This is a genomic window from Mesorhizobium sp. LCM 4576, assembly GCF_001854815.1.
GTDB lineage: Bacteria > Pseudomonadota > Alphaproteobacteria > Rhizobiales > Rhizobiaceae > Mesorhizobium > Mesorhizobium plurifarium.
Map to the genome: position 1 here is coordinate 1 of NZ_MDDT01000067.1, position 25,970 is coordinate 25,970.

Annotated in this window: 30 protein-coding genes; 14 read left to right on the top strand and 16 right to left on the bottom strand. The window is 63.6% G+C overall.

Going from position 1 to position 25,970, the window contains the following annotated elements; all coding sequences use genetic code 11:
- Positions 1-155: 155 nt before the first annotated feature.
- A complete protein-coding gene (locus LCM4576_RS30795) occupies positions 156-707 on the top strand; it encodes an ankyrin repeat domain-containing protein (protein WP_071036176.1) in 552 nt (183 codons plus the stop codon).
- 20 nt (positions 708-727) lie between these two features.
- Here the strand turns inward: LCM4576_RS30795 and LCM4576_RS30800 are convergent, their stop codons facing one another.
- Both LCM4576_RS30800 and LCM4576_RS30805 read right to left on the bottom strand, forming a co-directional pair.
- Positions 728-1,255, bottom strand: a complete 528-nt coding sequence (locus LCM4576_RS30800; protein WP_071036153.1) for a gamma carbonic anhydrase family protein — start codon at positions 1,253-1,255, stop codon at positions 728-730.
- 19 nt (positions 1,256-1,274) lie between these two features.
- The gene (locus tag LCM4576_RS30805; RefSeq protein WP_071036154.1) at positions 1,275-1,619 is read right to left on the bottom strand and encodes a DUF6949 family protein; all 345 of its coding nucleotides are present in this window, start codon (positions 1,617-1,619) and stop codon (positions 1,275-1,277) included.
- 110 nt (positions 1,620-1,729) lie between these two features.
- Here LCM4576_RS30805 and LCM4576_RS30810 point away from each other — a divergent pair, with 110 nt between their 5' ends.
- Positions 1,730-2,458, top strand: coding sequence for a hypothetical protein (locus LCM4576_RS30810; RefSeq protein ID WP_071036155.1), 729 nt, complete (start codon positions 1,730-1,732; stop codon positions 2,456-2,458).
- 133 nt (positions 2,459-2,591) lie between these two features.
- Positions 2,592-3,830 (top strand): cytochrome P450, encoded by a 1,239-nt coding sequence (locus LCM4576_RS30815; RefSeq protein WP_071036156.1) that lies wholly within the window; start codon positions 2,592-2,594, stop codon positions 3,828-3,830.
- A gap of 269 nt (positions 3,831-4,099) precedes the next feature.
- Here LCM4576_RS30815 and LCM4576_RS30820 read toward each other — a convergent pair whose 3' ends face one another.
- From LCM4576_RS30820 to LCM4576_RS30845, 6 genes are all read right to left on the bottom strand, one after another.
- The gene (locus tag LCM4576_RS30820; protein ID WP_071036157.1) at positions 4,100-4,444 is read right to left on the bottom strand and encodes a cupin domain-containing protein; all 345 of its coding nucleotides are present in this window, start codon (positions 4,442-4,444) and stop codon (positions 4,100-4,102) included.
- A 1-nt stretch (position 4,445) separates the two neighbouring features.
- Positions 4,446-5,726, bottom strand: coding sequence for an O-acetylhomoserine aminocarboxypropyltransferase (locus LCM4576_RS30825; protein ID WP_071036158.1), 1,281 nt, complete (start codon positions 5,724-5,726; stop codon positions 4,446-4,448).
- Positions 5,727-5,885: 159 nt separating this feature from the next.
- A complete protein-coding gene (locus LCM4576_RS30830) occupies positions 5,886-6,407 on the bottom strand; it encodes a CoA-binding protein (RefSeq protein WP_041008551.1) in 522 nt (173 codons plus the stop codon).
- Positions 6,404-7,159, bottom strand: coding sequence for a GNAT family N-acetyltransferase (locus LCM4576_RS30835; protein WP_244510963.1), 756 nt, complete (start codon positions 7,157-7,159; stop codon positions 6,404-6,406). The genes LCM4576_RS30830 and LCM4576_RS30835 overlap by 4 nt, the downstream gene beginning before the upstream one ends.
- A 10-nt stretch (positions 7,160-7,169) precedes the next feature.
- The gene (locus LCM4576_RS30840; protein WP_071036160.1) at positions 7,170-7,952 is read right to left on the bottom strand and encodes an AAA family ATPase; all 783 of its coding nucleotides are present in this window, start codon (positions 7,950-7,952) and stop codon (positions 7,170-7,172) included.
- Between the two features lie 41 nt (positions 7,953-7,993).
- Complete coding sequence (locus tag LCM4576_RS30845) at positions 7,994-8,815, bottom strand: enoyl-CoA hydratase (RefSeq protein ID WP_071036161.1); 822 nt, start codon at positions 8,813-8,815, stop codon at positions 7,994-7,996.
- Between the two features lie 151 nt (positions 8,816-8,966).
- Here LCM4576_RS30845 and LCM4576_RS30850 point away from each other — a divergent pair, with 151 nt between their 5' ends.
- The 5 genes from LCM4576_RS30850 to rpsI all read left to right on the top strand — a co-directional run bounded on the left by LCM4576_RS30850 (position 8,967) and on the right by rpsI (position 11,278).
- Positions 8,967-9,413 carry a PaaI family thioesterase gene (locus LCM4576_RS30850; RefSeq protein WP_071036162.1) on the top strand — a complete coding sequence of 149 codons (447 nt, stop codon included), beginning with the start codon at positions 8,967-8,969 and terminating at the stop codon, positions 9,411-9,413.
- Positions 9,414-9,457: 44 nt separating this feature from the next.
- Positions 9,458-9,643 carry a type II toxin-antitoxin system HicA family toxin gene (locus LCM4576_RS30855; RefSeq protein ID WP_071036177.1) on the top strand — a complete coding sequence of 62 codons (186 nt, stop codon included), beginning with the start codon at positions 9,458-9,460 and terminating at the stop codon, positions 9,641-9,643.
- A gap of 31 nt (positions 9,644-9,674) precedes the next feature.
- Positions 9,675-10,073 carry a type II toxin-antitoxin system HicB family antitoxin gene (locus tag LCM4576_RS30860; protein ID WP_071036163.1) on the top strand — a complete coding sequence of 133 codons (399 nt, stop codon included), beginning with the start codon at positions 9,675-9,677 and terminating at the stop codon, positions 10,071-10,073.
- A 270-nt stretch (positions 10,074-10,343) separates the two neighbouring features.
- Positions 10,344-10,808, top strand: coding sequence for a 50S ribosomal protein L13 (gene rplM, locus LCM4576_RS30865; RefSeq protein ID WP_040983169.1), 465 nt, complete (start codon positions 10,344-10,346; stop codon positions 10,806-10,808).
- Positions 10,808-11,278 carry a 30S ribosomal protein S9 gene (rpsI, locus tag LCM4576_RS30870; RefSeq protein WP_071036164.1) on the top strand — a complete coding sequence of 157 codons (471 nt, stop codon included), beginning with the start codon at positions 10,808-10,810 and terminating at the stop codon, positions 11,276-11,278. The genes rplM and rpsI overlap by 1 nt, the downstream gene beginning before the upstream one ends.
- 122 nt (positions 11,279-11,400) lie before the next feature.
- Here the strand turns inward: rpsI and LCM4576_RS30875 are convergent, their stop codons facing one another.
- The gene (locus tag LCM4576_RS30875) at positions 11,401-12,309 is read right to left on the bottom strand and encodes a LysR family transcriptional regulator (protein ID WP_071036165.1); all 909 of its coding nucleotides are present in this window, start codon (positions 12,307-12,309) and stop codon (positions 11,401-11,403) included.
- 95 nt (positions 12,310-12,404) lie between these two features.
- Here LCM4576_RS30875 and LCM4576_RS30880 point away from each other — a divergent pair, with 95 nt between their 5' ends.
- Positions 12,405-13,277 (top strand): aldo/keto reductase family oxidoreductase, encoded by an 873-nt coding sequence (locus tag LCM4576_RS30880; protein ID WP_071036166.1) that lies wholly within the window; start codon positions 12,405-12,407, stop codon positions 13,275-13,277.
- 199 nt (positions 13,278-13,476) lie between these two features.
- On the opposite strand, the gene LCM4576_RS30885 is transcribed toward LCM4576_RS30880, so the two are convergent.
- A complete protein-coding gene (locus LCM4576_RS30885; protein ID WP_071036167.1) occupies positions 13,477-14,535 on the bottom strand; it encodes a glycerophosphodiester phosphodiesterase family protein in 1,059 nt (352 codons plus the stop codon).
- 95 nt (positions 14,536-14,630) lie between these two features.
- Positions 14,631-15,845 carry an acyltransferase gene (locus LCM4576_RS30890; RefSeq protein ID WP_071036168.1) on the bottom strand — a complete coding sequence of 405 codons (1,215 nt, stop codon included), beginning with the start codon at positions 15,843-15,845 and terminating at the stop codon, positions 14,631-14,633.
- A gap of 125 nt (positions 15,846-15,970) precedes the next feature.
- On the opposite strand from LCM4576_RS30890, the gene speB reads away from it, so the two are divergent.
- The 3 genes from speB to LCM4576_RS30905 are packed head-to-tail and all read left to right on the top strand — an operon-like array spanning position 15,971 to position 18,774.
- On the top strand, positions 15,971-16,972 hold the full coding sequence (gene speB, locus LCM4576_RS30895; RefSeq protein ID WP_071036169.1) for an agmatinase: 1,002 nt from the start codon (positions 15,971-15,973) through the stop codon (positions 16,970-16,972).
- A gap of 29 nt (positions 16,973-17,001) precedes the next feature.
- A complete protein-coding gene (argC, locus tag LCM4576_RS30900) occupies positions 17,002-17,934 on the top strand; it encodes an N-acetyl-gamma-glutamyl-phosphate reductase (RefSeq protein WP_071036170.1) in 933 nt (310 codons plus the stop codon).
- Between the two features lie 6 nt (positions 17,935-17,940).
- Positions 17,941-18,774, top strand: a complete 834-nt coding sequence (locus LCM4576_RS30905) for an aminoglycoside phosphotransferase family protein (protein WP_071036178.1) — start codon at positions 17,941-17,943, stop codon at positions 18,772-18,774.
- Positions 18,775-18,784: 10 nt separating this feature from the next.
- Here LCM4576_RS30905 and LCM4576_RS30910 read toward each other — a convergent pair whose 3' ends face one another.
- Positions 18,785-19,876 carry a COX15/CtaA family protein gene (locus LCM4576_RS30910; RefSeq protein ID WP_071036171.1) on the bottom strand — a complete coding sequence of 364 codons (1,092 nt, stop codon included), beginning with the start codon at positions 19,874-19,876 and terminating at the stop codon, positions 18,785-18,787.
- Between the two features lie 150 nt (positions 19,877-20,026).
- Between LCM4576_RS30910 and LCM4576_RS30915 the strand changes: the two genes are divergently transcribed.
- Positions 20,027-20,239, top strand: a complete 213-nt coding sequence (locus tag LCM4576_RS30915) for a DUF2842 domain-containing protein (protein WP_071036172.1) — start codon at positions 20,027-20,029, stop codon at positions 20,237-20,239.
- 24 nt (positions 20,240-20,263) lie between these two features.
- Here the strand turns inward: LCM4576_RS30915 and LCM4576_RS30920 are convergent, their stop codons facing one another.
- A complete protein-coding gene (locus LCM4576_RS30920) occupies positions 20,264-21,322 on the bottom strand; it encodes a polysaccharide deacetylase family protein (RefSeq protein WP_071036173.1) in 1,059 nt (352 codons plus the stop codon).
- Positions 21,323-21,413: 91 nt separating this feature from the next.
- On the opposite strand from LCM4576_RS30920, the gene LCM4576_RS30925 reads away from it, so the two are divergent.
- Positions 21,414-22,643 carry a GNAT family N-acetyltransferase gene (locus LCM4576_RS30925; RefSeq protein WP_071036174.1) on the top strand — a complete coding sequence of 410 codons (1,230 nt, stop codon included), beginning with the start codon at positions 21,414-21,416 and terminating at the stop codon, positions 22,641-22,643.
- An 89-nt stretch (positions 22,644-22,732) separates the two neighbouring features.
- Here the strand turns inward: LCM4576_RS30925 and LCM4576_RS30930 are convergent, their stop codons facing one another.
- From LCM4576_RS30930 to LCM4576_RS36980, 3 genes are all read right to left on the bottom strand, one after another.
- Complete coding sequence (locus tag LCM4576_RS30930) at positions 22,733-23,167, bottom strand: peptidylprolyl isomerase (protein WP_071036179.1); 435 nt, start codon at positions 23,165-23,167, stop codon at positions 22,733-22,735.
- Between the two features lie 219 nt (positions 23,168-23,386).
- The gene (locus LCM4576_RS30935; RefSeq protein ID WP_071036175.1) at positions 23,387-25,627 is read right to left on the bottom strand and encodes an exopolysaccharide transport family protein; all 2,241 of its coding nucleotides are present in this window, start codon (positions 25,625-25,627) and stop codon (positions 23,387-23,389) included.
- Positions 25,628-25,720: 93 nt separating this feature from the next.
- The gene (locus tag LCM4576_RS36980; RefSeq protein ID WP_206744882.1) at positions 25,721-25,900 is read right to left on the bottom strand and encodes a hypothetical protein; all 180 of its coding nucleotides are present in this window, start codon (positions 25,898-25,900) and stop codon (positions 25,721-25,723) included.
- Positions 25,901-25,970 lie beyond the last annotated feature (70 nt).

Consider the following 25,970-nt stretch of genomic DNA (forward strand, 5'->3'; position numbering starts at 1 on the left):
CCGCCATCGACAAACCGCCGCCCGTCAATCCAAGTCGAAGGCACTCCCGTTGCTCTCCCGATCAGATGAGCCTCGCCTATGTCTAACTTTCCCCGGACAGCCCTGCGAGCGTGGCGGATGGGAGCAATATAGATCTTTCATTGCGGATGAAGGCGATGCTGGAAATCCCTGAGGATCGCGGCGCCCGCCACCTGTTGTTCAAGGCCATAGACGAAGCCTTCAAGGCCGGAGATTTCGCGGCCCTGGGCGTCGCCCTTGGCGGCGCGGCGCGCTGGTTCGACGAGCGGATGCCGTTCGAGCTCGGCCTCGGCCATCCGCTGGAATATGCGATCTATTGGAGCCCGGCCCCGTTCATCACCGCGCTTCTCGATGCCGGCTCGAACCCGAACTATGAAGATCTGGCCGGCTTTCCTTCGATCATTGCCGCATTGTCGACGGAACGACCGGACCGGCTGGATGTCGTCCACATCCTGCTCGAGCATGGCGCCGATCCGGATATGCGCGGCGTGAACGACTGGACGCCGCTGCACTATGCGGTGTCACGGCGCGACGCCGAGGCGATCCGTCTGCTGCTGCTGGCGGGCGCGGACCCGTCGCTGAGAACCCGCATCGACGACTATGAAACGGCACTGGAAGGCGCCGAGCAGGCCGGCTTCGAAGCCGGCGTCTTTCTGCTGCGCGAAGCGCTGAACAATCGCCGTCTATGATGGATGGCTGTCCGCCGCCGTCACACAGCCTTGAGCTTGGCCTTGAAGCGTTTTGCGTTGGCCACGTAGTGCGCGGCCGAGACGCGCAGCCGCTCGATCGCCGCTTCGTCCAGTGTCCTGATCACCTTGGCCGGCGAGCCGACGATCAGCGAATTGTCCGGAAACACCTTGTTTTCCGTCACCAGCGCGCCGGCGCCGACAAGCGAATTGTTGCCGATCCTGGCGCCGTTCAGAACGATGGCGCCCATGYCGATCAGGCTGTTGTCGCCGACCGTGCAGCCGTGCAGCAGCGCCCTGTGGCCGATCGTGCAGCCTTTGCCGATGGTCAGCGGAAAGCCCGGATCGGTGTGCATGATCGTGTGTTCCTGCACATTGGTGTCGGCGCCGATCGTGATGGGCTCRCCGTCGCCGCGGATCACGACACCGAACCAGAAGCCGACATTGCGGCCGATCCGGATGTTGCCGATCAGCGTGGCGTCCGGCGCAATCCAGTTCGTATCGGCGTCCTCGAACTCGGGCGCTTTCCCATCGATAGCATAGACCGGCATTGTTCGTCTCCGAATCGTCTCAACCAGCAAATTCGAAGGACCCTAAGTTCTCGGTCGCCCAGGATGCAATGGCGATGAGCACGACGCCGAGCGCCAGCGCCCAGGCGATGGCCGTGCAACCGCAGGACAACAGCGCCATCGTGCCGATGCGGCCCTCGCGGCGGGCGGCCAAGGCCTCGTTGGTGAGCATGAACGGTCCGGYGCAGGCCGTTGCCGCAAGCGAACGCAGGATATGGACCGGCGAAACATAGGGTTCGGCAAAGGCCAGGCGCCGGCCGGACAACAGTTCCATGGCCGATCCGACCAGTCCGCAAGCCGTGACGCCAACCGCAAACGCGTAAAGAACAAGCACAACGKGATCCATGTTTACCAACCGTTTACCATGAAAACGCACAGTCGTGCCAATGCGCTGCAAGAGCCATGYCGCGCCGGTTGTGCCGCCGAAGGACAGGCGGGCGGATCKGGAAAGAGCGAATGAGACAGGCAAATGTCGCCGAGAGTCCGGACTTCGAGGTCGTCGATTCGACCTTGATGAAGCGGGTCTTCTATATTTTCGCGGCGCTGGCGCTRCTTTCGGTTGCGATCAGCGTCGGCGGCAAATGGCTTGGACGGTCGATCGCCATGGCCGGCTATACGGACGATACGACGGTGCGCCAGATCGTCATGGGCAACAATCTCATCAGCGTGCCGGCAAACTTCATCCGCTTCGACCAGGCCCGGCGCGACGGCATCGCCTCGCGGCTCGATCTCTATCTGCGCTATCCCGAGATGGACGGCTACAGCACGGCCGCGCGCGACGACTTCAACCACACGACGACCAGGAAGATCATCTTCCTGTCGTTCGAACCGCGGATGATGTCGCGCGACATGAGCGGCCGCTTCGCGCCGATCTACAGCGCCCTGATCGAAAAGCCGGGCACGCCCGGCCCAGGCGGCACGACGGTTTACGCCTTCACGGAAAAATCAGGCTATATCAACGAGGTGCTGGCCGTCGCCGAACGTCCCGGCAGGGATCCGTTCGTCGCCCGCTGCCTGAGCGGGCCGAGCGCGGAGGAATCGCTGGCGCCTTGCGAGCGCGACATCCAGGTCGGCGACGATCTCAGCCTCACCTACCGTTTTCCACGCGAGCTGCTGGYGAACTGGCCGGCGCTCGACGCGGCGATTGCGGCGAAGGTCGCGAGCATCCTGAAGACTGGGCACTGACGCTGGCGGCTAGTGGCTATCCAACTAGATCATTTCGGCGCGCAGCCGGCGCTTCGATCGTCAGTCTGGCTCAACGCTTCGGCCTCAAGATACCGACTGGCATCGGACTGACAAGGCGCGCTAATGGTCAGCCATGACACCAGCCTATCTCGCCTTCGACCCGACCAGTCGCCGCCTGCGGCTCGACCCGCATGAGCCGGCCTTCGTGCAGAACCCCTATGAGGCCTACGCCTTCCTGCATGGCGCCGCGAACGCCTTCTTTTGGGAAGACTACGGCTTCTGGTGCTTTGGCGGCTTCGACGATGTGAATCGGTTGCTGCGCGACCGCCGTTTCGGGCGKCAGAATCCGGCGGGGATTCCCGACAGCCGGGGCGTCGGCGACGACCGCTCGCATCTTACGGCCTTCGACGCGATCGAGGCCAATTCCATGCTGGAGCTCGAGCCGCCGGTGCATACGCGGCTCAGAACGCTGGTCAACCGCGCCTTTGTCTCGCGCCAGGTCGAGCGGCTCAGACCGCGCATCGAGGTGCTGGCCAACGAATTGATCGACCGCTTCGAGCCAGAAGGCGTCGACCTTCTGCCCGCTTATGCCTCGCCCTTGCCGATCACCATCATCGCGGAGATGCTCGGCGTGCCGGTCGAGATGGGGCCGCAATTGCTCGACTGGTCGCATCAGATGGTCGCCATGTACATGCATGGCCGCACGCGCGAGACCGAGGACGCGGCCAACCGCGCCGCGCGCGACTTTTCCGACTTCTTGCGCGGCTATATCGGCGAGCGCCGCAAGAAGCCGGGCGAAGATCTGCTGTCGCTCTTGATCGAGGCGCAGGACAACGGCCAGAAGCTGTCGGAAGACGAGCTGGTGTCCTCGGCCATCCTGCTCCTCAATGCCGGCCATGAAGCAACCGTGCACCAGACCGGCAATGCGGTGCGCTCGATCCTCGCGCAAGGCGGCGACCCGCGGCGGTTCTTCGAGACGCCGGAGAAAAACGTCGCGGCGGTCGAGGAATGCCTGCGCTACGATGCGCCGCTGCACATGTTCCTGCGCTATGCCTATGAGGAGATCGAAATTTCGCCGGGAATCCTAATCAAACCCGGGGAGATAGTGGCGCTGCTGCTCGGCATGGCCAACCACGATCCCTTGGCCTTTGCCGAACCTGATGCTTTCAACCCGGCCCRCACCGACCAGAAAAACGTCTCCTTCGGCGCCGGTATCCATTTCTGCATCGGCGCGCCACTGGYCAGGCTGGAGCTGCAAGTGTCGCTGAAGACGCTGTTCGACCAGCTGCCGGATCTACGCCTAGCGGAGGCGCCGCGTTTCCGCGACACTTACCATTTCCACGGGTTGGAACGGGTTGCGGTCGCGTTTTGAGCCGAGGCCCACGCGACTTCGTCATCCTTGGGTGTAGCGACGCAAAGCGGAGCGAAGACCCGAGGATCCATTCCGTGACCTTGGCCGAAGGATGCAGYGGAGCAGAATTCTGCACCGTGGCAGCGGCCTCAATGTCACGGAATGGATTCTATGGTCTGYGCGCGTCGCTTCGCTCCTTGCTCCGCCATACAATGACCACGCGATGGGCGTTCTGCCCAATCTCCAACGCAAGAAGAGCCCGCTACAAGAAGCGCAATCAAAGAGCGCAATCAAAGCTTGATTACATATTCCTTGCGCGTCGTCTCCAGCACCTCCCAGGTGCCGTTGAAGCCCGGCCTTAGCACGAAACTGTCGCCGGCCCGCACGGTGCGCGCCTCGCCGCCGTCCTYGGCGATCACCGACACGCCGGACAGGATGTGGCAGAACTCCCATTCGTCGTAAGAGATGCRCCATTTGCCCGGCGACGCTTCCCAGATGCCGGCATAGAGGCCGCCGTCGCGCTCCTCGACATTCCAGGTCCGGAATTTCGGATCGCCCGACAGCACGCGATCCGGGGCCGGCGCRCCGGCCTCCGGTTCGACGCTGTCGATATTGACCGCGAGGAAGGYCGGCATATCAGACCTTGCCGAGCGCCTGTTCGAGATCGGCGACGATATCGTTGACGTCCTCGATGCCGATCGACAGCCGCACCGTATCCGGYCCGGCGCCGGCCTTGACCTTCTGCTCGTCGGACAGCTGTCGGTGCGTGGTCGAGGCCGGATGGATGACCAGCGATTTGGTGTCGCCGACATTGGCGAGATGGGAGAACAGTTCCAGCCCCTCGACGAACTTGACGCCGGCCTCATAGCCGCCCTTGAGGCCGAAGGTGAAGACCGCTCCCGCGCCCTGCGGCGAATATTTCTTCTGCAGTGCATTGTTCTTGTCGCCCGGCAGGCCGGGATAATTCACCCAGGCGACCTTGGGATGGTTGGAGAGCCAGCCCGCGACGCTCGCCGCGTTGTCGCAATGACGCTGCATGCGCAGCGGCAAGGTCTCCAGCCCGGTCAGTATCAGGAAAGCATTGAAGGGTGAGATGGCCGGGCCGATGTCGCGCAGACCGAGCACGCGCGCGGCAATGGCGAAGGCGAAGTTGCCGAAGGTCTCGTGCAGGACGAGRCCGCCATATTCAGGCCGCGGCTCCGACAGCATCGGGTATTTGCCCGACTTCGACCAGTCGAAGGTACCGCCATCGATGATGGCGCCGCCGATCGAATTGCCGTGGCCGCCGATGAATTTGGTCAGCGAATGGACGACGATGTCGGCGCCGTGCTCGATCGGCCGCACCAGATAGGGCGAGGCCAGCGTGTTGTCGACGATCAGCGGCAGGCCGTGCTTGCGGGCGATGTCGCCGATCTTCTCGATGTCGACGAAGATGCCGCCCGGATTGGCGAGGCTTTCGATGAAGATGGCCTTGGTCCTGTCATCGATCAGGCTTTCGAAGGTCGCCGGGTCATTCGCCTCAGCCCAACGCACTTCCCAGCCGAAGTTCTTGAAAGCATGTCCGAACTGGTTGATCGAGCCGCCATAAAGCTTGTTGGCGGCGATGAAATTGTCGCCGGGCTGCATCAGATTGTGGAAGACCAGCACCTGAGCGGCATGGCCGGAGGCGACGGCAAGCGCGGCGGTGCCGCCTTCCAGCGCGGCAAGGCGCTCCTCGAGCACCGCCTGCGTCGGATTCATGATGYGGGTGTAGATGTTGCCGAATGCCTTCAGCCCGAACAGCGAGGCGGCATGGTCGGCATCATCGAAGACAAAGGAGGTGGTCTGGTAGATCGGCGTGGCGCGGGCGCCGGTTGCCGGATCCGGCTTTGCGCCRGCATGAACGGCTAAAGTGTTGAAACCGGGCGTACGGGTCATCGAAACCTACCTCTCCTGATCTTTCGAAATCGCCGGGCATTCTTGGCGAAGCCCGAGTTGGAATGCAAAGAAGAAAATACCTTTCGGGGCGCGATCTGCGACGAACGCCCGGAAAAATACATTTCTTCCCGGAATAATTTTGCGCGAAGCGCGGCCAGCCTATTTCTGCCGTACACCGAAGCTCTGGAAGCCCTGCCTCATCAAAGGCTTCTTCGACGACAGCACGCCGGAGTTGACGCCAGTCCAGCCGATCTCGCCCGACAGCTTGCCGTATTCGATTTTCGGGCAGCGGTTCATCACCACCTTGATGCCGGCCGCCTCGGCGCTGGCAGCGGCCTCGTCATGGCGCACGCCAAGCTGCATCCAGACGACCTTGGGCAGCGGATCGAGCTTCAGCACCTGGTCGATGATGCCGGGCACCGCCGCGGACCCGCGAAAAATGTCGACCATGTCGACCGGGTGCGGCAGATCGGCGAGGCTTGCATAGACCGTCTGTCCGAGGATCTGCTTGCCGGCATGACCTGGATTGATCGGCAGCACCGAAAAGCCTTTGGCCAAAAGGTATTTCAGCACGAAATAGCTCGGCCGCACGTCGTTGGGCGAAGCACCGACCATGGCGATCGTCCTCACCGAGTTCAAAATGCCGGCGATATAGGCGTTGTCGTAGCTATCGTGATTCATGCTGCGATGGTCTTCCTGCGGTAATGGTAGCGATAGAGCTCGCGGTTGAAGCCGAGCGAAGCGTAGAGCGCGCGTGCGGGCGCGTTGTCGGCAACCACCTGCAGGCARCCGGCCTTCGCGCCCGCTCGCCTGGCCCAGCCGATCAGACCGCCGACCGTCCTGCGGCCGAGCCCTTGCTGCCGGAATCCGGCGTCGGTTTCAACYGCCTCGACGACAAGCAGCCCGTTGCGGATGACGCCGAAGGCAAAGGCCGCGATTTGGCCATCACGCTCGCACGACACGAAYGCCCTGTCGCCCACGATCAAGCTCGTCATATGGCGAAAGATGYGGCGCTCCGCATCGTCGTAGCCGCCGGTACGGAAGCGCGCCTCGAACCAGCGCTCGCTTGGCGCTGCCGAGACCGTGATGTCGCCATCGCTGTTTCCTTCAAGCGCGTCGATCTCGGCATGGAGGTGTATCGTACCGCCTTCCCGGCTGTAATCCCGACGGTCGAGTTCGAGTTCCAGTTCTGGCGCGATGTCGGGAACGCGAAACAGCGGGGCCTGGCCATGACCGGCGTAGAACGCCTCGGCGGCGTCGATCACTCGCTCAGGCGCGCCGCGCCGGCCACGCAAGGGGTTGGCGGAATTCGGCCGCCTTATCCGCCCACCTGTGCGGCGAAGCATCCATCCCAGAGCCACGGTCTCAAGCGCGGCAGGCCACGCCTCGCGACAGGCTTCTTCCACTTCCCAACTGAGATCTTCCCGGTTCACGCGCCCACCGCTACTCATCGTCGTCCCGCAGCGCCTCCTCCATAAACATCTGTGGGTCGCTGCAGAAGTCGCRCATCATGCGAAAATGATCGGTGTCCTGAAAATCGATCGGGTCGAGGCCGAAGCGGCTGATGCGGAAGAGCCCCGCATTCGGGCAAGCCATCAGCAGCGGCGAATGCGTCGCCATGATGACCTGTGCGATGCCGRATTGCTCCATGCGCTGAAGTAGTTTGAGCAGTTCTATCTGACGCGTCGGCGACAGCGCGCTTTCGGGCTCGTCGAGAATGTAGATGCCTTGGCGGCGGCAGCGCTCCTCGAAGAAGCGGATGAAGCCCTCGCCATGCGACCACGACAGGAAATCGGGCGGCGGCGGCTTGAACGGATCTTCGAGCGCAACCTTATCGAGGTAGCGCGCGACCGAGTAGAACGATTCAGCGCGGAAGAACCAGCCTGCGGTGACTTTCGGCAGCCAATGGCCGCGCAGCGTGTCTGCAAGCGCCGCCCCGCTTTTGTCGATGGCGATGGAATGATCTACCGGACGATAACCCTTGCCGCCGCCCGCCTCGTCATAACCTGCCAATGCTCCGATCGCTTCCAGCAGCGTCGATTTACCGGTGCCGTTCTCGCCGACGATGATGGTGATGGCCGAGGYGAATTCGAACTCGAATTCGCGGTCGCGGAAGATCGGCAGGCTCCAGGGATATTGGTCCCAGTCGGCAACGCGCGACGGCTCAAGCAGGATGCGCTTGAGATAGGGCGCCTTGAGCCGTGTCAGTTGCTTGCGGGCAGCCACGTCGAACCTTCAGCGATAGAAATGCGCGGCATCCGGAAAAATTATTCGTCGGTCCATTCCGGCTTGCGCTTGCCGATGAAGGCGCCGATGCCCTCCTCGGCGTCGCGCGCCAGCATGTTCTCGACCATCACGCGGCCGGTATAGGCATAGGCGTCGGCCAGCCCCATTTCGGCCTGGGCGTAGAAGGCTTCCTTGCCGGTCTTGACCACCAAAGATGATTTCGAAGCAATAGTTTGCGCGTATTTGCTGACGACCTGATTGAGATATTCGCGCGGCACGATACGATTGACTAGACCGAATTCCTTGGCGGTCGCGGCGTCGATCGTCTCGCCGGTGAGCAGCATCTCCATCGCCTGCTTGCGCGAGACGTTGYGCGACAGTGCYACCATTGGCGTCGAGCAGAACAGACCGATGTTCACGCCCGGGGTGCAGAAGCTGGCCTCATGCGAAGCGATGGCGAGGTCGCAGCTGGCGACCAGTTGGAGACCGGCGGCAGTCGCCAGGCCGTCGACTTCGGCGATCACCGGCTTCGGGTGGCGCACGATGGTCTGCATGAGCATCGCGCAGGCCGCGAAGGTCTTTTCGAAGAATGCCTTGCCGCGGTCCGCTTCGGCGCGGTGCGCTGTCATTTCCTTGAGGTCGTGACCGGCGCAGAACACTTTTCCCGACGCCGCCAGGRTGATCACGCGCACGGATTTATCGGTCTTCACGCGATCGAACTCGGCCTGCATCGCCGCCATCGTCGCCAGCGACAGCGCATTGGCCGGCGGACTGGCGAGTGTGAGGCGCAGGATGCCCTTGTCCTGGCTGACAAGAACGGGGCCGTCGGCGACGGCGGGCTTGATGGCGACGACTTCTGCCATGTCCAACCTTTCGGGTCAGCGCGCGCGGCGCATGGAGCAACAGAACTAGCACGCTGCCGGTTGAAGAACAGCCGCGAGACGTGTTTTCTCCGTCGCACCGTTTGGTCCAGGCATACCGCCCGGAGCCTGCCATTCATATAGGACGTTGCCCATGCCCGCCCAAAGCGATCTGAAGCCAATGCTCAACGCGGCCGAAGTCAATGCGCTGATGGCGAGCGTCTATCCGCAGCTCAACRACAACTTCACCTCCTACGAGGCGATTGAGGTGTTTCCCGGAGGCTGCACGGTGCGCCTCAACGCTGATGAGAGGCATCTGCGTCCCGGCGGAACGGTATCCGGCCCGTCGCTGTTCACGCTGGCCGACATCGGTGGTTATGTCTGCGTGCTCAGCCATGCCGGACCGGACGCGCTTTCGGTGACGGTCAACCTCGACATCAACTTCATGCGCAAGGCCGAGGCCGGTCCGATCGACGGCCATTGCCGCATCCTGAAGCTCGGCAAGAGCCYGATGGTGTTCGACATCGACATCGTCGCAGGTCCCGATGGRCACACTGTGGCGCATGCCACGGGGACCTACTCGATCCCGAAGAAGCCTTGAAGTCGCAACGCAATGTGTATATATGTGCGCATAGGTGACATTTGATCAAGCGTGACAGTCGCCGCATCATAAAGYGGTTGAAGGACGATGGCTTCGAATTGGTCTCGGTTCGAGGCTCGCATCACAAATTCCGAAAAGGCGCTATCGTGCTTATCGTTCCTCACCCGGAGAAGGACCTGCCAGTCGGCACCGCTCGCGCGATCGCCAAGCAGGCTGGCTGGATTCGCTAGACCAGAATTCGTGCGCAATCAGGAGGGTGCAATGAAGAGCTATTTCGCGCTGGTCGAGAAGGATGCCGACAGCGCGTTTGGTATTCGCTTTCCCGACATTCCGGGCTGTTTTTCGGCGGCCGACGTGCCGGAGGATATCGTGCCGAATGCCGTCGAGGCTCTGCAGCTTTGGGCCGAGGATATGTCCGTCCCTGAACCATCCAGCCATGAGGCGATTGTATCGCTTCCCGAAATCCGTGCCGCGCTGTCGGAAGGAGCATATCTGGTCTCGGTGCCGCTGATCGACAATGATAGTGCCGTGGTCAGGGCGAACGTAACGTTCGAACGCGGTGTCCTGCGCGCGATCGATGCCRCCGCGCGCGAGCGCGGTATTACCAGATCGGCGTTTCTCTCAAGCGCAGCCCGCAAGGAAATCGAAGCCAAGCACTAATCCCGAAGCGGATCCAGCGCTGGTCAAGCTTGCGGTAAAATAATACCACTTCACCAACGTACTGTTTTTGCTATATTTATTCATCGGAACGCATTTTCGATTGCCTTGACGCGTCAGGCACCCTCGCCTATAAGCCGACCCGAAGCAGCGGCCCGCAATGGCCGCCGTTTTGTTATTGGCGGGTGGCTCCGGCTTCCCGTCAATCCAAGCAACAAGAAACGCCTTCTCTTGTCCCTCCTGGATAGGAAAGGTCAACCTGAGAGCAAAACCATGGCTACCTTTTCGCAGAAGCCTGCGGATGTGGTGAAGAAGTGGGTGCTGATCGACGCCGAGGGTCTCGTCGTCGGTCGTCTGGCCACCGTCATCGCCAACCATCTGCGCGGCAAGCACAAGCCCACCTTCACCCCGCATGTCGATGATGGCGACAACGTCATCGTCATCAATGCCGACAAGGTGGTGTTCACCGGCAAGAAGTACACCGACAAGGTCTATTACTGGCACACCGGCCATCCCGGCGGCATCAAGGAGCGCACCGCGCGCCAGCTGCTCGAGGGCCGCTTCCCMGAGCGCGTCGTCGAGAAGGCCGTCGAGCGCATGATCCCGCGCGGCCCGCTTGGCCGCCGCCAGATGAAGAACCTCCGCGTCTACGCCGGCGCCGAGCATCCGCACACCGCCCAGCAGCCCGTCACGCTCGACGTGGCCAAGCTGAACTCCAAGAACAAGAGGGCTTCGTAATGGCTGAGCTTTCCTCGCTCGCAGAACTCGGCACCGTCGCCGCGCAGCCGGCCGCGCCCGTGCATGTCCAGAAGCTCGACAAGTCGGGCCGCGCCTATGCCACCGGCAAGCGCAAGAACGCCATCGCGCGCGTCTGGGTGAAGCCGGGTTCCGGCAAGATCACTGTCAACGACAAGGAATTCGCGAGCTATTTCGCGCGTCCGGTGCTGCAGATGATCCTCAACCAGCCGATCGTCGCGGCCAACCGCGCCGGCCAGTACGACATCGTYGCCACCGTCATCGGCGGCGGCCTCTCGGGTCAGGCGGGTGCCGTGCGTCACGGCATCTCCAAGGCGCTGACCTACTATGAGCCGGGCCTGCGCTCGGTGCTCAAGAAGGGCGGCTTCCTGGCCCGCGACAGCCGCGTGGTCGAGCGCAAGAAGTACGGCAAGGCGAAGGCCCGCCGCTCTTTCCAGTTCTCCAAGCGCTAAGAAGCGCTTGKGGCCAAGTTCTCCAAGCGCTAATAGGCGCTTGGAGYCAAGTTCTCGAAGCGCTAAGCATTGCGGGTTCCAAGCTTTCGAAAGGCCGCCTCCGGGCGGCCTTTTTGTTTCCCTTACCAGTGCCCAGCCGGCGATTTGATGTAGTCGATGAAGGCGCGCAGCGGCGCCGGCACCAAGCGGCGCCCGGGATAGTAGAGAAACGGCCCCGAGAAGCTTTGCCACCACGGCTCCAGCACAGGTTCCAGCACGCCGCTCTCGAAATGCGGGCGCACCCARTCTTCGAACAGCCAGAGAATGCCCACGCCGGCGATCGCCGCATCGACGGCAAGATCGACGCCTCCACCGATGCTGACGACCAATGGTCCCGTGGTATCGACCCGCACCACCTCGCCATCCCGCTCGAACTCCCAGGGCGTCATGACCCCGCTCGGGAAGCGGCCRCGTATGCAGGCATGGCCAAGYAGGTCGCGCGGGTGCTGCGGTCGGCCATGCCGTTCCAGGTAGGCCGGCGCAGCGGAGGTGGTGAAGCGCTGCGTGCGCGGCCCGATCGGCACGGCGATCATGTCCTGCTCCAGCCGCTCGTCATAACGGATGCCGGCATCGCAGCCGGCCACCAGCAGATCGATAAAGTTCTCCTCGGCAATCACCTCCAGGCGAATGGCAGGATAGGCCGCCAGAAATCCCGGAACGATTCTTGGCAGCACCAACCGCGACGCGCTTATCGGCACGTTGAGCCGCAAGGTTCCGGCTGGCCGGTCGCGAAAGCCGTTCACCACATCGAGCGCCGCCTCTACCTCGCCCAGCGCAGGGCCGAGYCGCGCCAGCAGGCCGGCGCCAGCCTCGGTCAAAGCGACGCTGCGCGTGGTGCGGTTGAAGAGCCTGACACCGAGCTGGGTTTCCAGTCTGCGGATGGCTTCACTGAGCGCCGACGCGCTGCCCGCCGTGGCGCGGGCGCCCTCGCGAAAGCCGCCGGCGCGCGCCACGGCCATGAACGCCTTGAGATCGTTGAGATCTGTCGCCATTGTTCTTAATTTCGCACAAGTCGTGCTGCTTATACCTGGTTATCGGGACAGCGGCCATGACCTATCTCCGTCGTCGACAGCGAAGGAGAACCACGATGTCCAGCGTAAACAAATCCGGCACCTACAAACTCGGCGACCGCTCGATCCGCCGTCTCGGCTACGGCGCCATGCAGCTAGCCGGCAAAGGCGTGTTCGGGCCGCCGAAAGACCATGACGCGGCGATTGCCGTGCTGCGCGAGGCGATAGCGCAAGGYGTGAACCATATCGACACCAGCGACTATTATGGTCCGTACGTCACCAACAAGCTGATCCGCGAGGCGCTATCGCCCTACCCTGACGACCTTACCATCGTCACCAAGATCGGCGCCCGTCGTGGCGAAGACGCCTCCTGGCTGCCGGCCTTCGCAGCCGATGAGCTCGAACAGGCCGTGCACGACAATCTTCGCAACCTTGGCCTCGAGGTGATGGATGTCGTCAATCTGCGCATCATGTTCGGGGTGCATGGCCCGGYGGAGGGCTCCATCGAGGCGCAGGTCACCAAGCTCGCCGAGCTTCAGCGCAAGGGCCTGGYGCGCCATATCGGCTTGAGCAACGTCACCCGCGCGCAGATCGCGGAAGGCCRCAAGATCTGCGAGATCGTCTGCGTGCAGAACCAGTACAATCTGGCACATCGGGACGACGACGCCCTCATAGACGAACTGGCGCGCGACGGCATCGCCTATGTGCCGTTCTTCCCGCTCGGTGGATTCAGCCCGTTGCAGTCCTCGACTCTCTCGGGGGTCGCGGAACGGCTTGGCGCGACGCCGATGCAGGTGGCGCTGGCGTGGCTGCTGCAGCGGTCACCGAACATCCTGCTTATTCCGGGCACCTCGTCGGTCGCGCATCTGCGGGAGAATCTCGCTGCGGCCGAGCTGGAGCTGTCGTCGGATGTGCTGCGGGAGCTGGAGGGCGTGGCGAAGGCCGCGTAGGTCGGCGCAGCACCCCGCCCGCGCCTGCGGCGCGACCTCCCCATCAAGGGGAGGTAGGGCGCCGCGCTTAATGCTCGGCCGCCGATTTAGCATTCAGGATGCCGCAGGCATGCAACGACGCAGGTTGGCACGACGCTCTACCTCCCCTCGATGGGGAGGTCGGCGCGAAGCGCCGGGCGGGGTGAAGCGCCGACGTCAGCTAGTTAATACTCGCCGTATGCGCCGGCTCAACCTGCTTGATATCCGTCGTGTACGGCACCCGATACCCATTGGCCGCCAGCCACGCGATTGCGGCCTTCGGCTCATCCGTCTGGATAATGGTGGCGCCGTGGTCGACCCAGAAACCCCAGGCTTCGCGCGGCAGGCCGGCAGCGACGGCAAGCTCGTCGCCGCGGCCGCCGGCGAGGAAGCCGCCGGGCTTGTTGACGATGGCGTAGGTGTCGGCCCAGAGATGCCAGTCGCCCCGCGCGGCTTCCGCCCGCATATGGTTGCTGAACAGGGGGCCGCCGGTCGACGTCAGCGTCTCGGCGCCGTTGCGCCAGTTGATCAATTCGATGGCGCGCGGCGCGAACGCCTTATCGACCTCGCCGGCGAAAACGGCGTCATGCACGGCGTCGTCGGCGAGGATCGGCATGAACTGAAAGCCACTGCCGGCCTTGGTAAGCGCAGCGCCCGCTGCATCGATGCGCTGCCGGTTCCAGAGGTTCTCCTTGACGATCACCTGATCGGCCATGCCAAGGGCGCGCGCCTCTGCGATCATGCCCGGCAGGTCCGTGACCTCCAGCTTGTTGTCGAGATTGATCAGGATCCTGTCCCTTGTCTTCAGCAGCATCTCGCGCAGCGTCGACACCGTCTCGTTGGTGGCGGCGCCCGTGCCCTCGATCACCAGCCGGCACTTCTTCAACTCGGCAAGCGTGTATTTGACGACTTCGCCCTTGCAGGTGGTGGTGCGGTCGAGCCAGCTGTCATGCATGATGACGAACGCGCCGTCTTTCGCGCGCCGGACGTCGACCTCGACGATCTCGGCGCCGATCGCGATCGAACTCTCGACCGCGGCCAGCGAATTCTCGGCGTAAAGCGTCTTGCCGGCCTGYATGCTGCCGGCGCGATGGGCGGCGATCATCACATGGTCGYGCCACTGGTTGGCATGTTCGAAACGATCGAGGATTTGGGYGGCACGCGTCTCGCCGGCTAAGCTTTGGCTAGAGACGGCGGCAAAAGCGGCGGACAGAAGAAGGCTCAGCCAGAGTGTTCGCATCGGGGAATCGCTCCGTTCCGGGTTGGGACCCGGTTAGGCGATGCCCATGACAGGGCAGTGAACGAAGCCGGCTAGTTGTTTCGCATCAAGGTTCGTCAAATCCTCTTCGCCAGGCGGCGGAACCAGGCCAACGCCGGCATTTCGACGAAGCGCCAGGTGAACCACGACGCGGCGATGACGGCGACCAGCATGGCGACCAGAGCCCCGAAGCCGATCCAGGGAGAGCCGGCGCCGAAGCCGATCGCGTGGTCGCCGCGCAGCATCAGGTCGCCGACGATGCCGAGTCCGAGCTTGCGTTCGATCAGGCCGCCGACATTGATCATGCGGGCCTGGACGAAGATGTGGACCATGTAGATCGAATAGGAGAGCGAGCCGAGCAGCAGCATCGGCCGGCTGCGCAGCAGGGCGCTGACCAGACCACCCTCATGCGCAAACAGGTAAAGCGCAAGGGCGAAGACGACCGGCGCCGCGATGCCGATGTCGTTGGTGCCGGCAATAGAGACGAACAGCGCGATCCCAGCGATCATCGCCAGCTCGGCCAGCGTCCAGGCGAGTCGCCCTGCCCCGCCAGTAAGAGCCTGTCGCGCCTCTGCAATGGAATCATGCTGAAACCAGGCAAGCGACGCGCCGAGCGAGAAGCCGTAAAGGCAGCGGATGAAACCGAAATCGAAGGACACGTCCATATGACGGGTCGAGACCGCGAGCAGGAAAAGCGGCGCCGTCACCGTGGCGGCGACCAGCCATATCCAGGCGCGCTGGCCGGCGGCGAAGACAACGGCGGCAAACAGCAGATAGGTGAAGAACTCGGCCGAGATGCTCCAGCTCGGCGCGTTCCAGCTCAGATGATCCTCGACGCCCATGCCCTGCAAAAGGAACAGGTTGGCGACGAGGCTTTTCAGGTCGAAACCGGCGGTGAAAGGCGCGGGGCCGGTTCCGTGCAGCGCCGGCAGGACGAGCCGCAGCGCCTCGAAGCCGGCGAAAGCGGCAAGCATCAGGACATGCAGCGGGTAGATGCGGCCGAAGCGCACCAGCGCGAAGCGCGCAAGGTCATCCTGCTCGTTCACGCGGCTGCCATAGGCGCTGGCGATGACAAAGCCGGAGAGCACGAAGAAGAAATCGACAAACAGATAGGAGCCGCCGACAAAGGCGCTTTGCGAAATCACCGACGTGGTCGGGAAGTGGAACAGCRCCACCAGCAGCGCGCAGATGCCGCGCCAGGAATCCAGCACCAGGAAGCGCTCGCCGGCCATCGTGCCGACACGGGTCGCCGCGGGTGCGGGCGCAAGGTTGAGCAGAGCCGTCTCAGCCATAATGATACAGATCCTGTGTTGCCGTGGCACTCGCCGAGCGCCGCTTCCTTTCCGCAAGCTGTGACTGGCATGTTGCGTRCCGCTTCTGTAGTTGTGGCTGCCCCGATGCAAACCGAGGACCCGTAATGGCGAATCAAGAGATCGACCACGCCTTCACCGCCCGCTCCAAGACGGGCGCGTCGTTCGAACCGACCTATGCCGGCGCGCTGTCGTTCATGCGGCGCAAATACACGAAGGACGTGAAGGGCGCGGACGCCGTCGTGTGGGGCATTCCGTTCGACGCCGCCGTCACCAACCGGCCGGGCGCACGCTTCGGACCGCAAGCGATCCGCCGCGCCTCGGCGATCCTCGACAACGATCCGCAATATCCGTTCTCGCGCGACCTGTTCGAGCACCTCTCGGTGGTCGATTACGGCGATTGCCTGCTCGACAGCGGCAATCACCAGAAGACGCCGGGCACGATCGAGCGCGAGGCGGCCAAGATCCTGAAATCAGGCGCTTTCCTCCTAACGCTCGGCGGCGACCATTTCGTCACCTGGCCGCTGCTCAAGGCGCATGCCGCGATCCACGGACCTTTGGCGCTGGTGCAGTTCGACGCGCATCAGGACACCTGGCCGGATGACGGCAAGCGCATCGATCACGGCTCCTTCGTCGCGCGTGCGGTGAAGGAGGGGATCATCGACCCAGACCGCTCGATCCAGATCGGCATCCGCACCCACGCGCCCGACACATTCGGCATCAAGATCCTCTACGGCCACGAGGTCGAGGAAATGCGCGCCTCCGACATCGCTTATGCGATCGTCGAGCGCACCGGCGGGAAGAAGACCTATCTCACCTTCGACATCGATTGCCTCGACCMTGCCTTCGCGCCCGGCACGGGCACGCCGGTCGCCGGAGGGCCGTCCTCCGCAAAGATGCTGTCGACGCTGCGCCAGCTCGGCCAGATCGACATCGTCGGCGCCGACATCGTCGAGGTTGCGCCGGCCTATGATCATGCCGATATAACGGCGATCGCCGGATCGATCATCGCCATGCATTATCTGGGCCTGTTGGCGGAACGAAAGGCACGGGCGGAAGAGTTGAACAACAGCAATCATGCCGCGATAAATCATGCTCACGGCATATGACCTTGGAATTGCAGGGAATTTGGTAGGCGATGAAACCGAAAATCTTCATTGACGGCGAACACGGCACGACGGGCCTGCAGATCAGGGCGCTGCTGGCCGACCGTGGCGACCTGGAGATCATCTCGATTCCGACCGAGYGCCGCAAGGAGACTGCCGCTCGCGCCGAATTCCTCAACGCGGCCGATGTCGCGATCCTTTGCCTGCCGGATGCGGCGGCCAAGGAAAGCGTGTCGCTGATCACAAACGAAACCACCAAGGTGATYGACGCTTCGACCGCGCATCGCGTCGCCGAGGGCTGGGAATATGGCTTCGCCGAAATGGACAAGGACCAGACGAGGAAGATCGCCAGCGCGAAGCGCATCGCCAATCCGGGTTGCTGGCCGCAGGRCCCGATCGCGACGCTGCGTCCGCTGGTCTCCGCGGGCCTGCTGCCGGCCGATTTTCCGGTCACCGTCAACGGYATCTCCGGCTATTCCGGCGGCGGCCGGCCGATGATCGAGGATTATGTCGGCAAGGGCGAGGACGCGCCCGAGTTCCTGCCCTACGGGCTGACGCTGCAGCACAAGCATGTGCCGGAGCTGCGTACCTATGCGAAGCTGTCGCACGATCCGATCATGCAGCCGGCGGTGGGAAATTTCGCGCAGGGCATGATCACCGTGGTGCCGCTGCAGCTCGGCGGTCTCGACCGCGTGCCGACCGGCGCCGAGCTTCACGCAGCGATCGCCGACCATTATGYGTCGATCGACGGCGGCGTGGTCGAGGTCGCGCCATACACGCATATGGAGCGCATCCCGGAGATCGATCCGGAAGTCTATAACGGCACCAACCGGATGAAGGTCTATGTGTTCGCCAATGACGAGAGGGCGCAGGCGCTGCTGATGGCCGTCTACGACAATCTCGGCAAGGGCGCGTCTGGCGCCGCAGTGCAGAATCTCGACCTGATGCTCGGCATCAAGCACTGAGTGGTCATGCAGGCATTCCCTGAGCGCTGGAAGGTCAGCGCTCCCGAACTCATTGCAGAGACCTTTTCCAGCCGGATCTGGAAGGTAACGCGAGAGGATGGTTCGCCGGCGATCGTCAAGGACCTGAAACCCTTCGACGACGTCGCGGACGAGTTGCGCGGCGAGCATTATCTCGCCTGGCGGCGGGGCGAAGGCGCCGTACGGCTGCTCGGYCGCGACGGTCATCGCATGCTGCTCGAACATGCCGGCGACAGGCTGCTGTCCGAGCATCTTGCGGAGCACGGCGACGATGCCGCGACCGCGATTGCAGCCGGCGTGATGGCGAAGCTGCTTTCGCCATCCGGGCACACGCCTCCGCCCGACCTGCAGCCGCTGCGGGAACGGTATGTGAGCTTGTTCCGGGTGGCCAAAGCCGACCGAGGCGCCGGGCGAACCAGCCTCTATGTCCACGCCGCGGACACCGCCGAGCGGCTGCTTGCCGAACCGCACGAGATCAAGCCGCTGCATGGCGWCCTGCATCACRACAACATCCTCYTCGGCCCGCGCGGCTGGCTGGYGATCGACCCCAAGGGGGTGCTCGGCGATCCCGGTTTCGGCGCGGCGAACATGTTCTACAACCCGCTCGACCGCGACGATCTCTGCCTCGATCCGCGCCGGATCGCGCATCTGGCCAAGATGTTTGGAAAGACGCTCGGCCAGTCGCCGTGCRCCATTCTCGACCATGCGATCGCCTATGGCTGCCTGTCGGCTGCATGGCATCGCGAAGACAAGAACGCGCTCGACGAGAACCGCGAGCTGGCCGTCGCCGATGCCGTTCGAGAGGTTCGGCTACAATTCTGATCGCCGGTCGTCAGCTTCTGACGCTTATCTCGGTCGGCAGCGGATAAGCGCCCTTGGTGCCGCGCCAGTGCGCGGCGGCAAAGCCGAGTAGCACCAGCGCGATCGCCTGATGCGTCAGCGCCATGTGCAGCGGCACCCGCATCAAGAGCGTGCCGATGCCGATCGAGGCCTGGACCACCACCAGCGCGAACAGAAGCGTGGCGCGGCGGGCATGGGTGGTGCCGGGCTGCCGCCGCCACGTCGCGATCATATGCCAKAGCGCCACGACAAAGACCGTATAGGCGCCGATGCGATGCACGAACTGCACAGTCTTCGGGTTCTCGAAGAAATTCAGCCAGGCGGGCTTCAAGAGAAGCAGATCGGACGGGATCACGCTTCCATCCATCAGCGGCCATGTGTTGTAGGAAAGCCCAGCGTCAAGGCCGGCGACCAGGCCGCCGAGATAGATCTGGATCAGCGCCAGAAGCACGATGAAACCGGCTAGCCGTTGCGTTGGCCGGTCGGCGGCTGGCTCCGAATGCGGCGCCAGACCGCGCGCGACCACCATGGTCGCGGTGAAGATCAGCGCGGCAAGCGTCAGATGCGTTGCCAGCCTGTATTGGCTGACCGAGACGCGATCGACCAGGCCCGAGGCCACCATCCACCAGCCGACGGCGCCTTGCAGTCCGCCGAGCAGCAGGATGCCGACGAGCTTCAGCCCGAGGCCTCGTTCGATGCGGCGCGTCGCCCAGAAGAACAGCAGCGGCAGGGCAAAGACCATGCCGACGCTGCGCGCCAGGATGCGGTGCGCCCACTCCCACCAGAAGATCGACTTGAAGTCCTCGACGCTCATGCCCTTGTTGATCTCGGCATATTGCGGGATCTGTTGGTAGCGCTGGAACTCCTCCTGCCATTCGGCGTCGTTGAGCGGCGGGATGACGCCGTGAATCGGCTGCCATTCCGTGATCGACAGCCCCGAGCCGGTGAGACGCGTGGAGCCVCCGACCACCACCAGCGCGAACAGCACCAGCAGCACGACGTAGAGCCAGCCGCGCACCAAGGCGCGGTTGTGGAGATCGCGGTCGCGCGCGGCATAGGGGGCTGTGGCGGTGATGGCAGCCATTTCGGTCTTCCGGGGTTGAAACGCGCGATTGGTGGACCAAGGCCGCTCAACTGGCAAGCCCGGACAGCGCGGCACGCCGTCGCGCCGGACCGCAACGGTTGCGCGCGCCCGTCATTCGGCCTAAGCGGGACCGATCAACGAGATCGCGACATGCCCATTCGCCTGAAAAAGCTGATCGGAACCATATTGCTGGTGGCGCTGGTCGTCATCTACGCGCTGATCGCCTCGGCCGTCGCGGTCACCAGGCTCGCCGAATACGGGCCCACCGCGCATCTCCTGTTCTTTCTGCTCAGCGGCTTTCTCTGGGTCCTGCCGGCCATGGYCATCATCAAATGGCTGATCATCGAGCGGCCGAAGGGTTGAGCCTCGCCGGCGCCGCCGGCTAGTTTAGATGGTGACAACCATCTTGCCGGCGTTGGCGAGCGGCGTCGTGATGCCGGACAGCATCGTGCRGATATGCGCCACACTCTGGTAGCGGCCGTTGACGGAGATGCGCGGCAGCGCATGCAGGAAGCAGGCATGCTCGGYGCGCAGCACGCCGTGCCGCGTGGTCACCGCCGAGGCATAACCCGCATCGCGGGCGAAGCCCACCTCGCGGCAACCGACCGCGCTGGCGTAGCCGTAGGGGTAGGCGAAATGACGCGGCTCCTCGCCGAGCTTTTCCTTGAGGATGCGACGGACGTCGCCGATCTCATGGCGCGCATCGGCTTCGGACAGCCGCTTCAAGTTGCGATGGTTGACGGTGTGCGCGCCGATGGTCACCAGCGGATGGGCGGCCATGGTGCGAAGCTCATCCCAGTTCATCAAGGTGCATGGGCGGCCCGAGCCGAATTTGAACCCATTCAAACGGGCCAGTTCGCGCAGAGCGGCGCCCTGCTCTTGCTCGGGGACTTCCACGGTCAGCCAGGCGTTCAGCCGCGCGACGGCCTGGATCTTCCTGCCCGGCGTCGAGCAATCGATCAGCGTCGGCTTGCCCGCCATCGTCAGCGTCAGGCGCGAACTGGTATCGACGATGTCCTCGATCACATCCCACCAGAGGTCGGCGGCGCCGTCGATCAAGCCGGGCGCGACGTAGATGGTGATCGGCGCCCGGTGCTTTTCCAGCACCGGCAGCGCTTCCGTCATGTTGTCGCGATAGGCATCGTCAGCGGTGATCGTGGCGAACTGACCGTCCTTGCCGCCATTCCTGATGCGTTCGATCGCTTCATCAAGGGAAACAAAGGTATAGCCCTGCCCCTTCATGTCAGCGATAAGCCTGTCGAGGAAGGCGGGAGCGATGTTCAGATGGCGATTGACGCTGTTCGGCTTCTCCGGCATCGCGGTGACGCGATGCAACATCAGGATAGCGCCGATGCCGCCGACAAACGGCCGCGCCAAGGGCGCGAGACCGGAGTAGCGGGCAAGGTTCAACGCCAGTTTCCGGATTGCCTCGCCCCCGTCGATCATTCCTTCACCTTTTGCGCCTAGGCTCAAGCAAGCATGACATTCGCCTATGCGAACCCCCAAGTCGGAACCAATACGTCTTAAGGATTGAGGGATGGTTGACGCCGCCGCGTCATTTGACGGCAACCGGGTCGCAGCCAACGAGATTTCCGCGCGCTCCATGCGAGCCGATCAGGGTCGGTGGACTGCGGCCGCAAGCGACAGCGCCGGCCTTGCCGGTTACGCTCAATTCTGYGCCTCGGCGCTGTTTGCGCCGGCGCAAAGCGCATCCTGGGTGAGCAACTGGGCGATCGCGACCGGCGCCGACATGGTTGTCGCGACGATGGCCTGCGATGCTCGCCCGGCGCTGTCGCTGGCACTGGAAGTGGTGCGACACGGCCCTTTCAAGGTTGCCCGTTTCGCCGGCGGTCGGCATGCCAACGGCAATTTCGCCGCCACTGACCCGCAGTTCCTGCCCGCCATCGACGGCACGGCGATCCGCGCGATGTTCAAGGCAATCGCCAAAGCACGGCCCGATATCGACCTGATCTCGCTGGAAAGGCTGCTGCCCAACCTCGATGGCGTCGCCAATCCGCTCGCCGTGCTGCCCGGCTTCCCAAGCCCGAACCTCGCTCTCGCCGTCGATCTCGACGGCGGGTTCGATGCGCTGCTGTCGCGCGCGAGCGGCAAGCGCAAGCGCAAGAAGCATCGTTCGCAGACGCGCAAGTTCGAGGCTGTGGGCACCTTCCGCCGCGTCGAGGCCCGCACCCGCGAGGAGGTCGACAGGCTGCTCGACGCCTTCCTCGAGATGAAGGAAGTGCGCTTCGCCAAGATGGGCATCGCCAATGTCTTCGGCGACAGGCAGGTACGCGACTTCTTCCGGGCGCTGTTTACCGATGCGCTGGCCGAGGAAAAGCCACCCTTCCTGCTGCACGGCCTGGACGTGGCAGGCAAGCTGCGCGCGATCACCGGCTCCAGCCGCTCGGGCAAGCGGCTGATCTGCGAGTTCGGTGCCATCGCCGAGGACGACCTCGCCTTCACCAGCCCGGGCGATTTCCTGTTCTTCGACAACATCCAGGAAGCCTGCGAGCTTGGCTTCGAGGTCTACGACTTCTCGGTCGGCGACGAGCCCTACAAGCGGCTCTGGTGCGATATCGAGGTCCAGCATTTCGAGGTGCTTGCGCCGCTGACGCTGAAGGGCCGGGTGCTGGCGACAGGGCTGCGACAAGGCGCGCGGGCGAAGGCTTTCATCAAGAACAATCCGACCGTCTGGAAGCTGACCAAGATGCTGCGTCGCAAGGCTGCCGGGCAGGCAGCACCTGTCGCGGTCGAAGACGACAGCTAGGCCTGGTCAGAGGCGCACAATCACCGCAGCGGGCGATGCCGGCAAGCGGGCCGAGACCCTGAGGGGACTCGGCGGAACCGCTCTATTTCCTACGCCGCCTGAACGATCTCGACCAATTCAACGTCGAACACAAGGTCCTTTCCGGCCAACGGATGATTGCCGTCGAGCTTGACGCTGGAATCGTCCACGCCGACGACCGTTACTTGCATGGGTCGTCCCTCGCGGGTGCGGGCCTGCAATCGGGTGCCGATATCGACGTTGATGTTGTCCGGCACGCTTGTGCGGTCGATGGTTACGACCGCCTCGGGGCGATGCGGGCCGTAGGCGGCGTCGGCGGGGACGGTGACGGTGCTTTTCGCGCCGACCTCCATGCCCTCGACATGGGTTTCGAGGCCAGGAATTACCTGTCCTYCACCCAGTGTAAACTGCAACGGTTCACTGCCGGAAGAATCGAATTGGGTCCCGTCGACCAGACGCCCAGTGTAGTTGATGCGTACGGTGTCGCCGTTCTTGGCCTGTGTCATAACAGCCATCCTTTGGGAGTTTTGAGGGACCGGCTTAGGGTTCACGGTCCCGCTCTCGACCATCCCACGCACGAAATGCGCAGCGCGAAGCACCAAAACTAGGTGCCTCGCCGCCGATGTAAAGTACAGGAGTCGTAGAGAAATGCCCGGTTCGCTCTTGCAGCTAAGAACGGCCCGGGCTGAGCCGTGTCCGATTCGCCGCGGCCCCGGCCTCCAGCCTTACGCGGCCGACCGGCGTCCGGGCAATGGATCCCCCGGTTCATGGCCGACCGGTGTGACCAGCGTGACGTCCGGATAGCCGTTCTCGATCAGCTTCACCGCGGCCTGCGTCACCTGATCGTCGGCTTCCAGCATCGACAGGAAGACTTCGGTGCCGTCGCCGACCAGGCGGCTGATGCCCTGCGCATCGGCCGGGCCGCATTCGACCACGACGAGGTCGTAGGCCGTGGTCAGTGACTGCATGATGATGGGCAGCCGGTCGGCGGCGCGCATAGCGCGGACCGGATCGGCGGTGCCGACCGGAATGACATGCGCATCCGAATAGAGATCGGGATGGATGACGTCGCTGAACTGCGCCTCGGAAGCGAGCAGATTGGTGATGCCCGGGAACAGGCTCGAGTCCAGCATCGGCCGCGACGCCGCACCCGATGCAGTGAGATCGAGCAGCAGCACGCGCAGACCGGCGTCGGATACTTCGCGCGCCACGAGCACGGCGGACGCGGCCGCCTCGTCGCCTTCCGGCGACACGAAGATCGCCCGCGCGGCGCCTGAGGCGATCAGCTTCTCAGCAGCCTTCTCGATATCGATCTCGCCGAGCCTGGATTGCCTTGGTTCAGGCATAGATTCGCTCGGCTCGGAGGCGTTCACTGCGCTTGCGCGATCCTCGGCCAGCTCGTTTTCGGCCGGTCTCGGCAGCTCCGCTTCGGCGATCGAATGCCCTGCCACGGCCTCCTCGTAAGGCGCGAAAGCCCGACCCTCATCATGCACCTCGGCGACCATGGGTTCCGCCCTGGCTGCCGCAGGCATCGCCACTTGCTCGATATCGGTGAAGCGGGCGCCGGTGGCCGGGCGCATGGCGCGGCCGGAAAACAGCTCCGCCAGCAGCGTGCCGATCGCCATCAGCAGCAGCGAAGCGGCGGCGGCAGCACCGGTGATCGGCCCGATCTTCGGGAAGTAGGGTTGGGACGGCACCTGGGCGCTTGCGATCAGGCTCGCCGCGACGGGCGAGTATTTGCGGTCCCTGCGCGAGGCCACCGCATTGTAACTTGCCATATAGGATTCAAGCTGTTGGCGTTGGACGTTAGCATCGCGCTGCAGGGCGTCCAGCTGCACCTGCTGCTCGCCGGCGCGCGCCGAGGCGGCCTTCAGCGTGTTGACGTCGGCAACCAGTTGATCCTCGCGTGCCTTGGCCGTCTGAGCCTGTGCCGACAGGCCCCGGATGATCTTTTGCGCCTCATTGCGAATCTGACCGTCGAGGTCGGCAAGCTGCGACTTCAGCGCACGAATACGCGGATGGTTGTCGAGCAAAGTCGTGGAAAGGTCGGCAATGTTGGCCCTGAGCTCCACCTGGCGCTCGCGCAGGCGCTGGATCAGCTCCGAGGACAGGACCTCCGGCACGCTGTCCAGCGAACCGCCATTCTGCAGCGCCCGGCGCACGCTCTCGGCACTCGCCTYGGCCGCGGCGCGGCTGGCGCGCACGCGCGACAACTCGCTCGACAGCTCGGCGAGCTGCTGAGTCGGCAGCACCGCATTGTTGCCGCCCATCAGAAGGTCGGACTGGGCACGGAAGGCCGCGACCTTCGCCTCGGCATCCTTCACGCGATTCTGCAGGTCGGCAATTTCCGGCGCCAGGAAGTCGGTAGCGGCGGCGTTCGATTCTAGCTTGGCGTCGCCCTTCGAGGCGATATAGGCGTTGGCGATGCCGTTCGCGATGTCAGCGGCAAGCTTCGGATCCTTCGAGGCGAACTCGATGGCGATCGCACGCGTCTTTTCAACGGCATAGACATTGAGCTTGTCGTGCATGGCGTTCAGGACGCGCTCTTCCGGCGGAATATCGAAGGGATCGCTTTTCAAGCCGACAAGAACGAGCATGCGTCCGAGCGCCGACATCTTCAGCGTTTCGTCGAACTCCGGCAGCTTGTCCAGATTAAGCTTGGCCGCCACCTGCTTGAGGATGTCGGGCGAGGAAATGATCTGGACCTGGGTGGCGACGCCCTGTTCGTCGAGAATCGGCTTCTCGTCGTCATTARTGCCCGGCGGCCGGGTGTATTCCGATTCGCGCGAGCCGATCTCCAACTTGGCCGTCGCCTTATAATAAGGCGTCGCGAGCCAGGCCAAAGCGAAGGCGAGCCCGGTGACCGCGAGGGTCACGAGAACAATACGCAGCCAGTTTCGCGCCAGGCTGGCGAAAAGCTGTCTCAGGTCGACATCGACATCAGCGGCCGCGGACTGAACGGACATGCATCCTGCTCCGAACTTTGAGTCGAGGATGGACCGTAAACAACTATGGTAACTCACCCGTTAAGATCAGAACGCATGCTTATTAGAGAACACTCAAAGAAGATTGCTCGAAAGCAATAGAACAATTGGTTTTTTGCCGATCGGCGCGGTCCCAGACCACGCTCCTTTACCGCCCATTAACCCTAACAGGATGATAACGGTCGCACTTTCCTGGGGTTGTGCCGCGGCTTGCGGCAAGAGCGATGAAGGTTCCTGGCCGGTCATGAAAAGCACTGCTTCCCTCTTTCGCGCTTTGCTTGCCCTGTCGCTGCTCACCGGTTGCTCGAGCTACCGCCCGACGCCC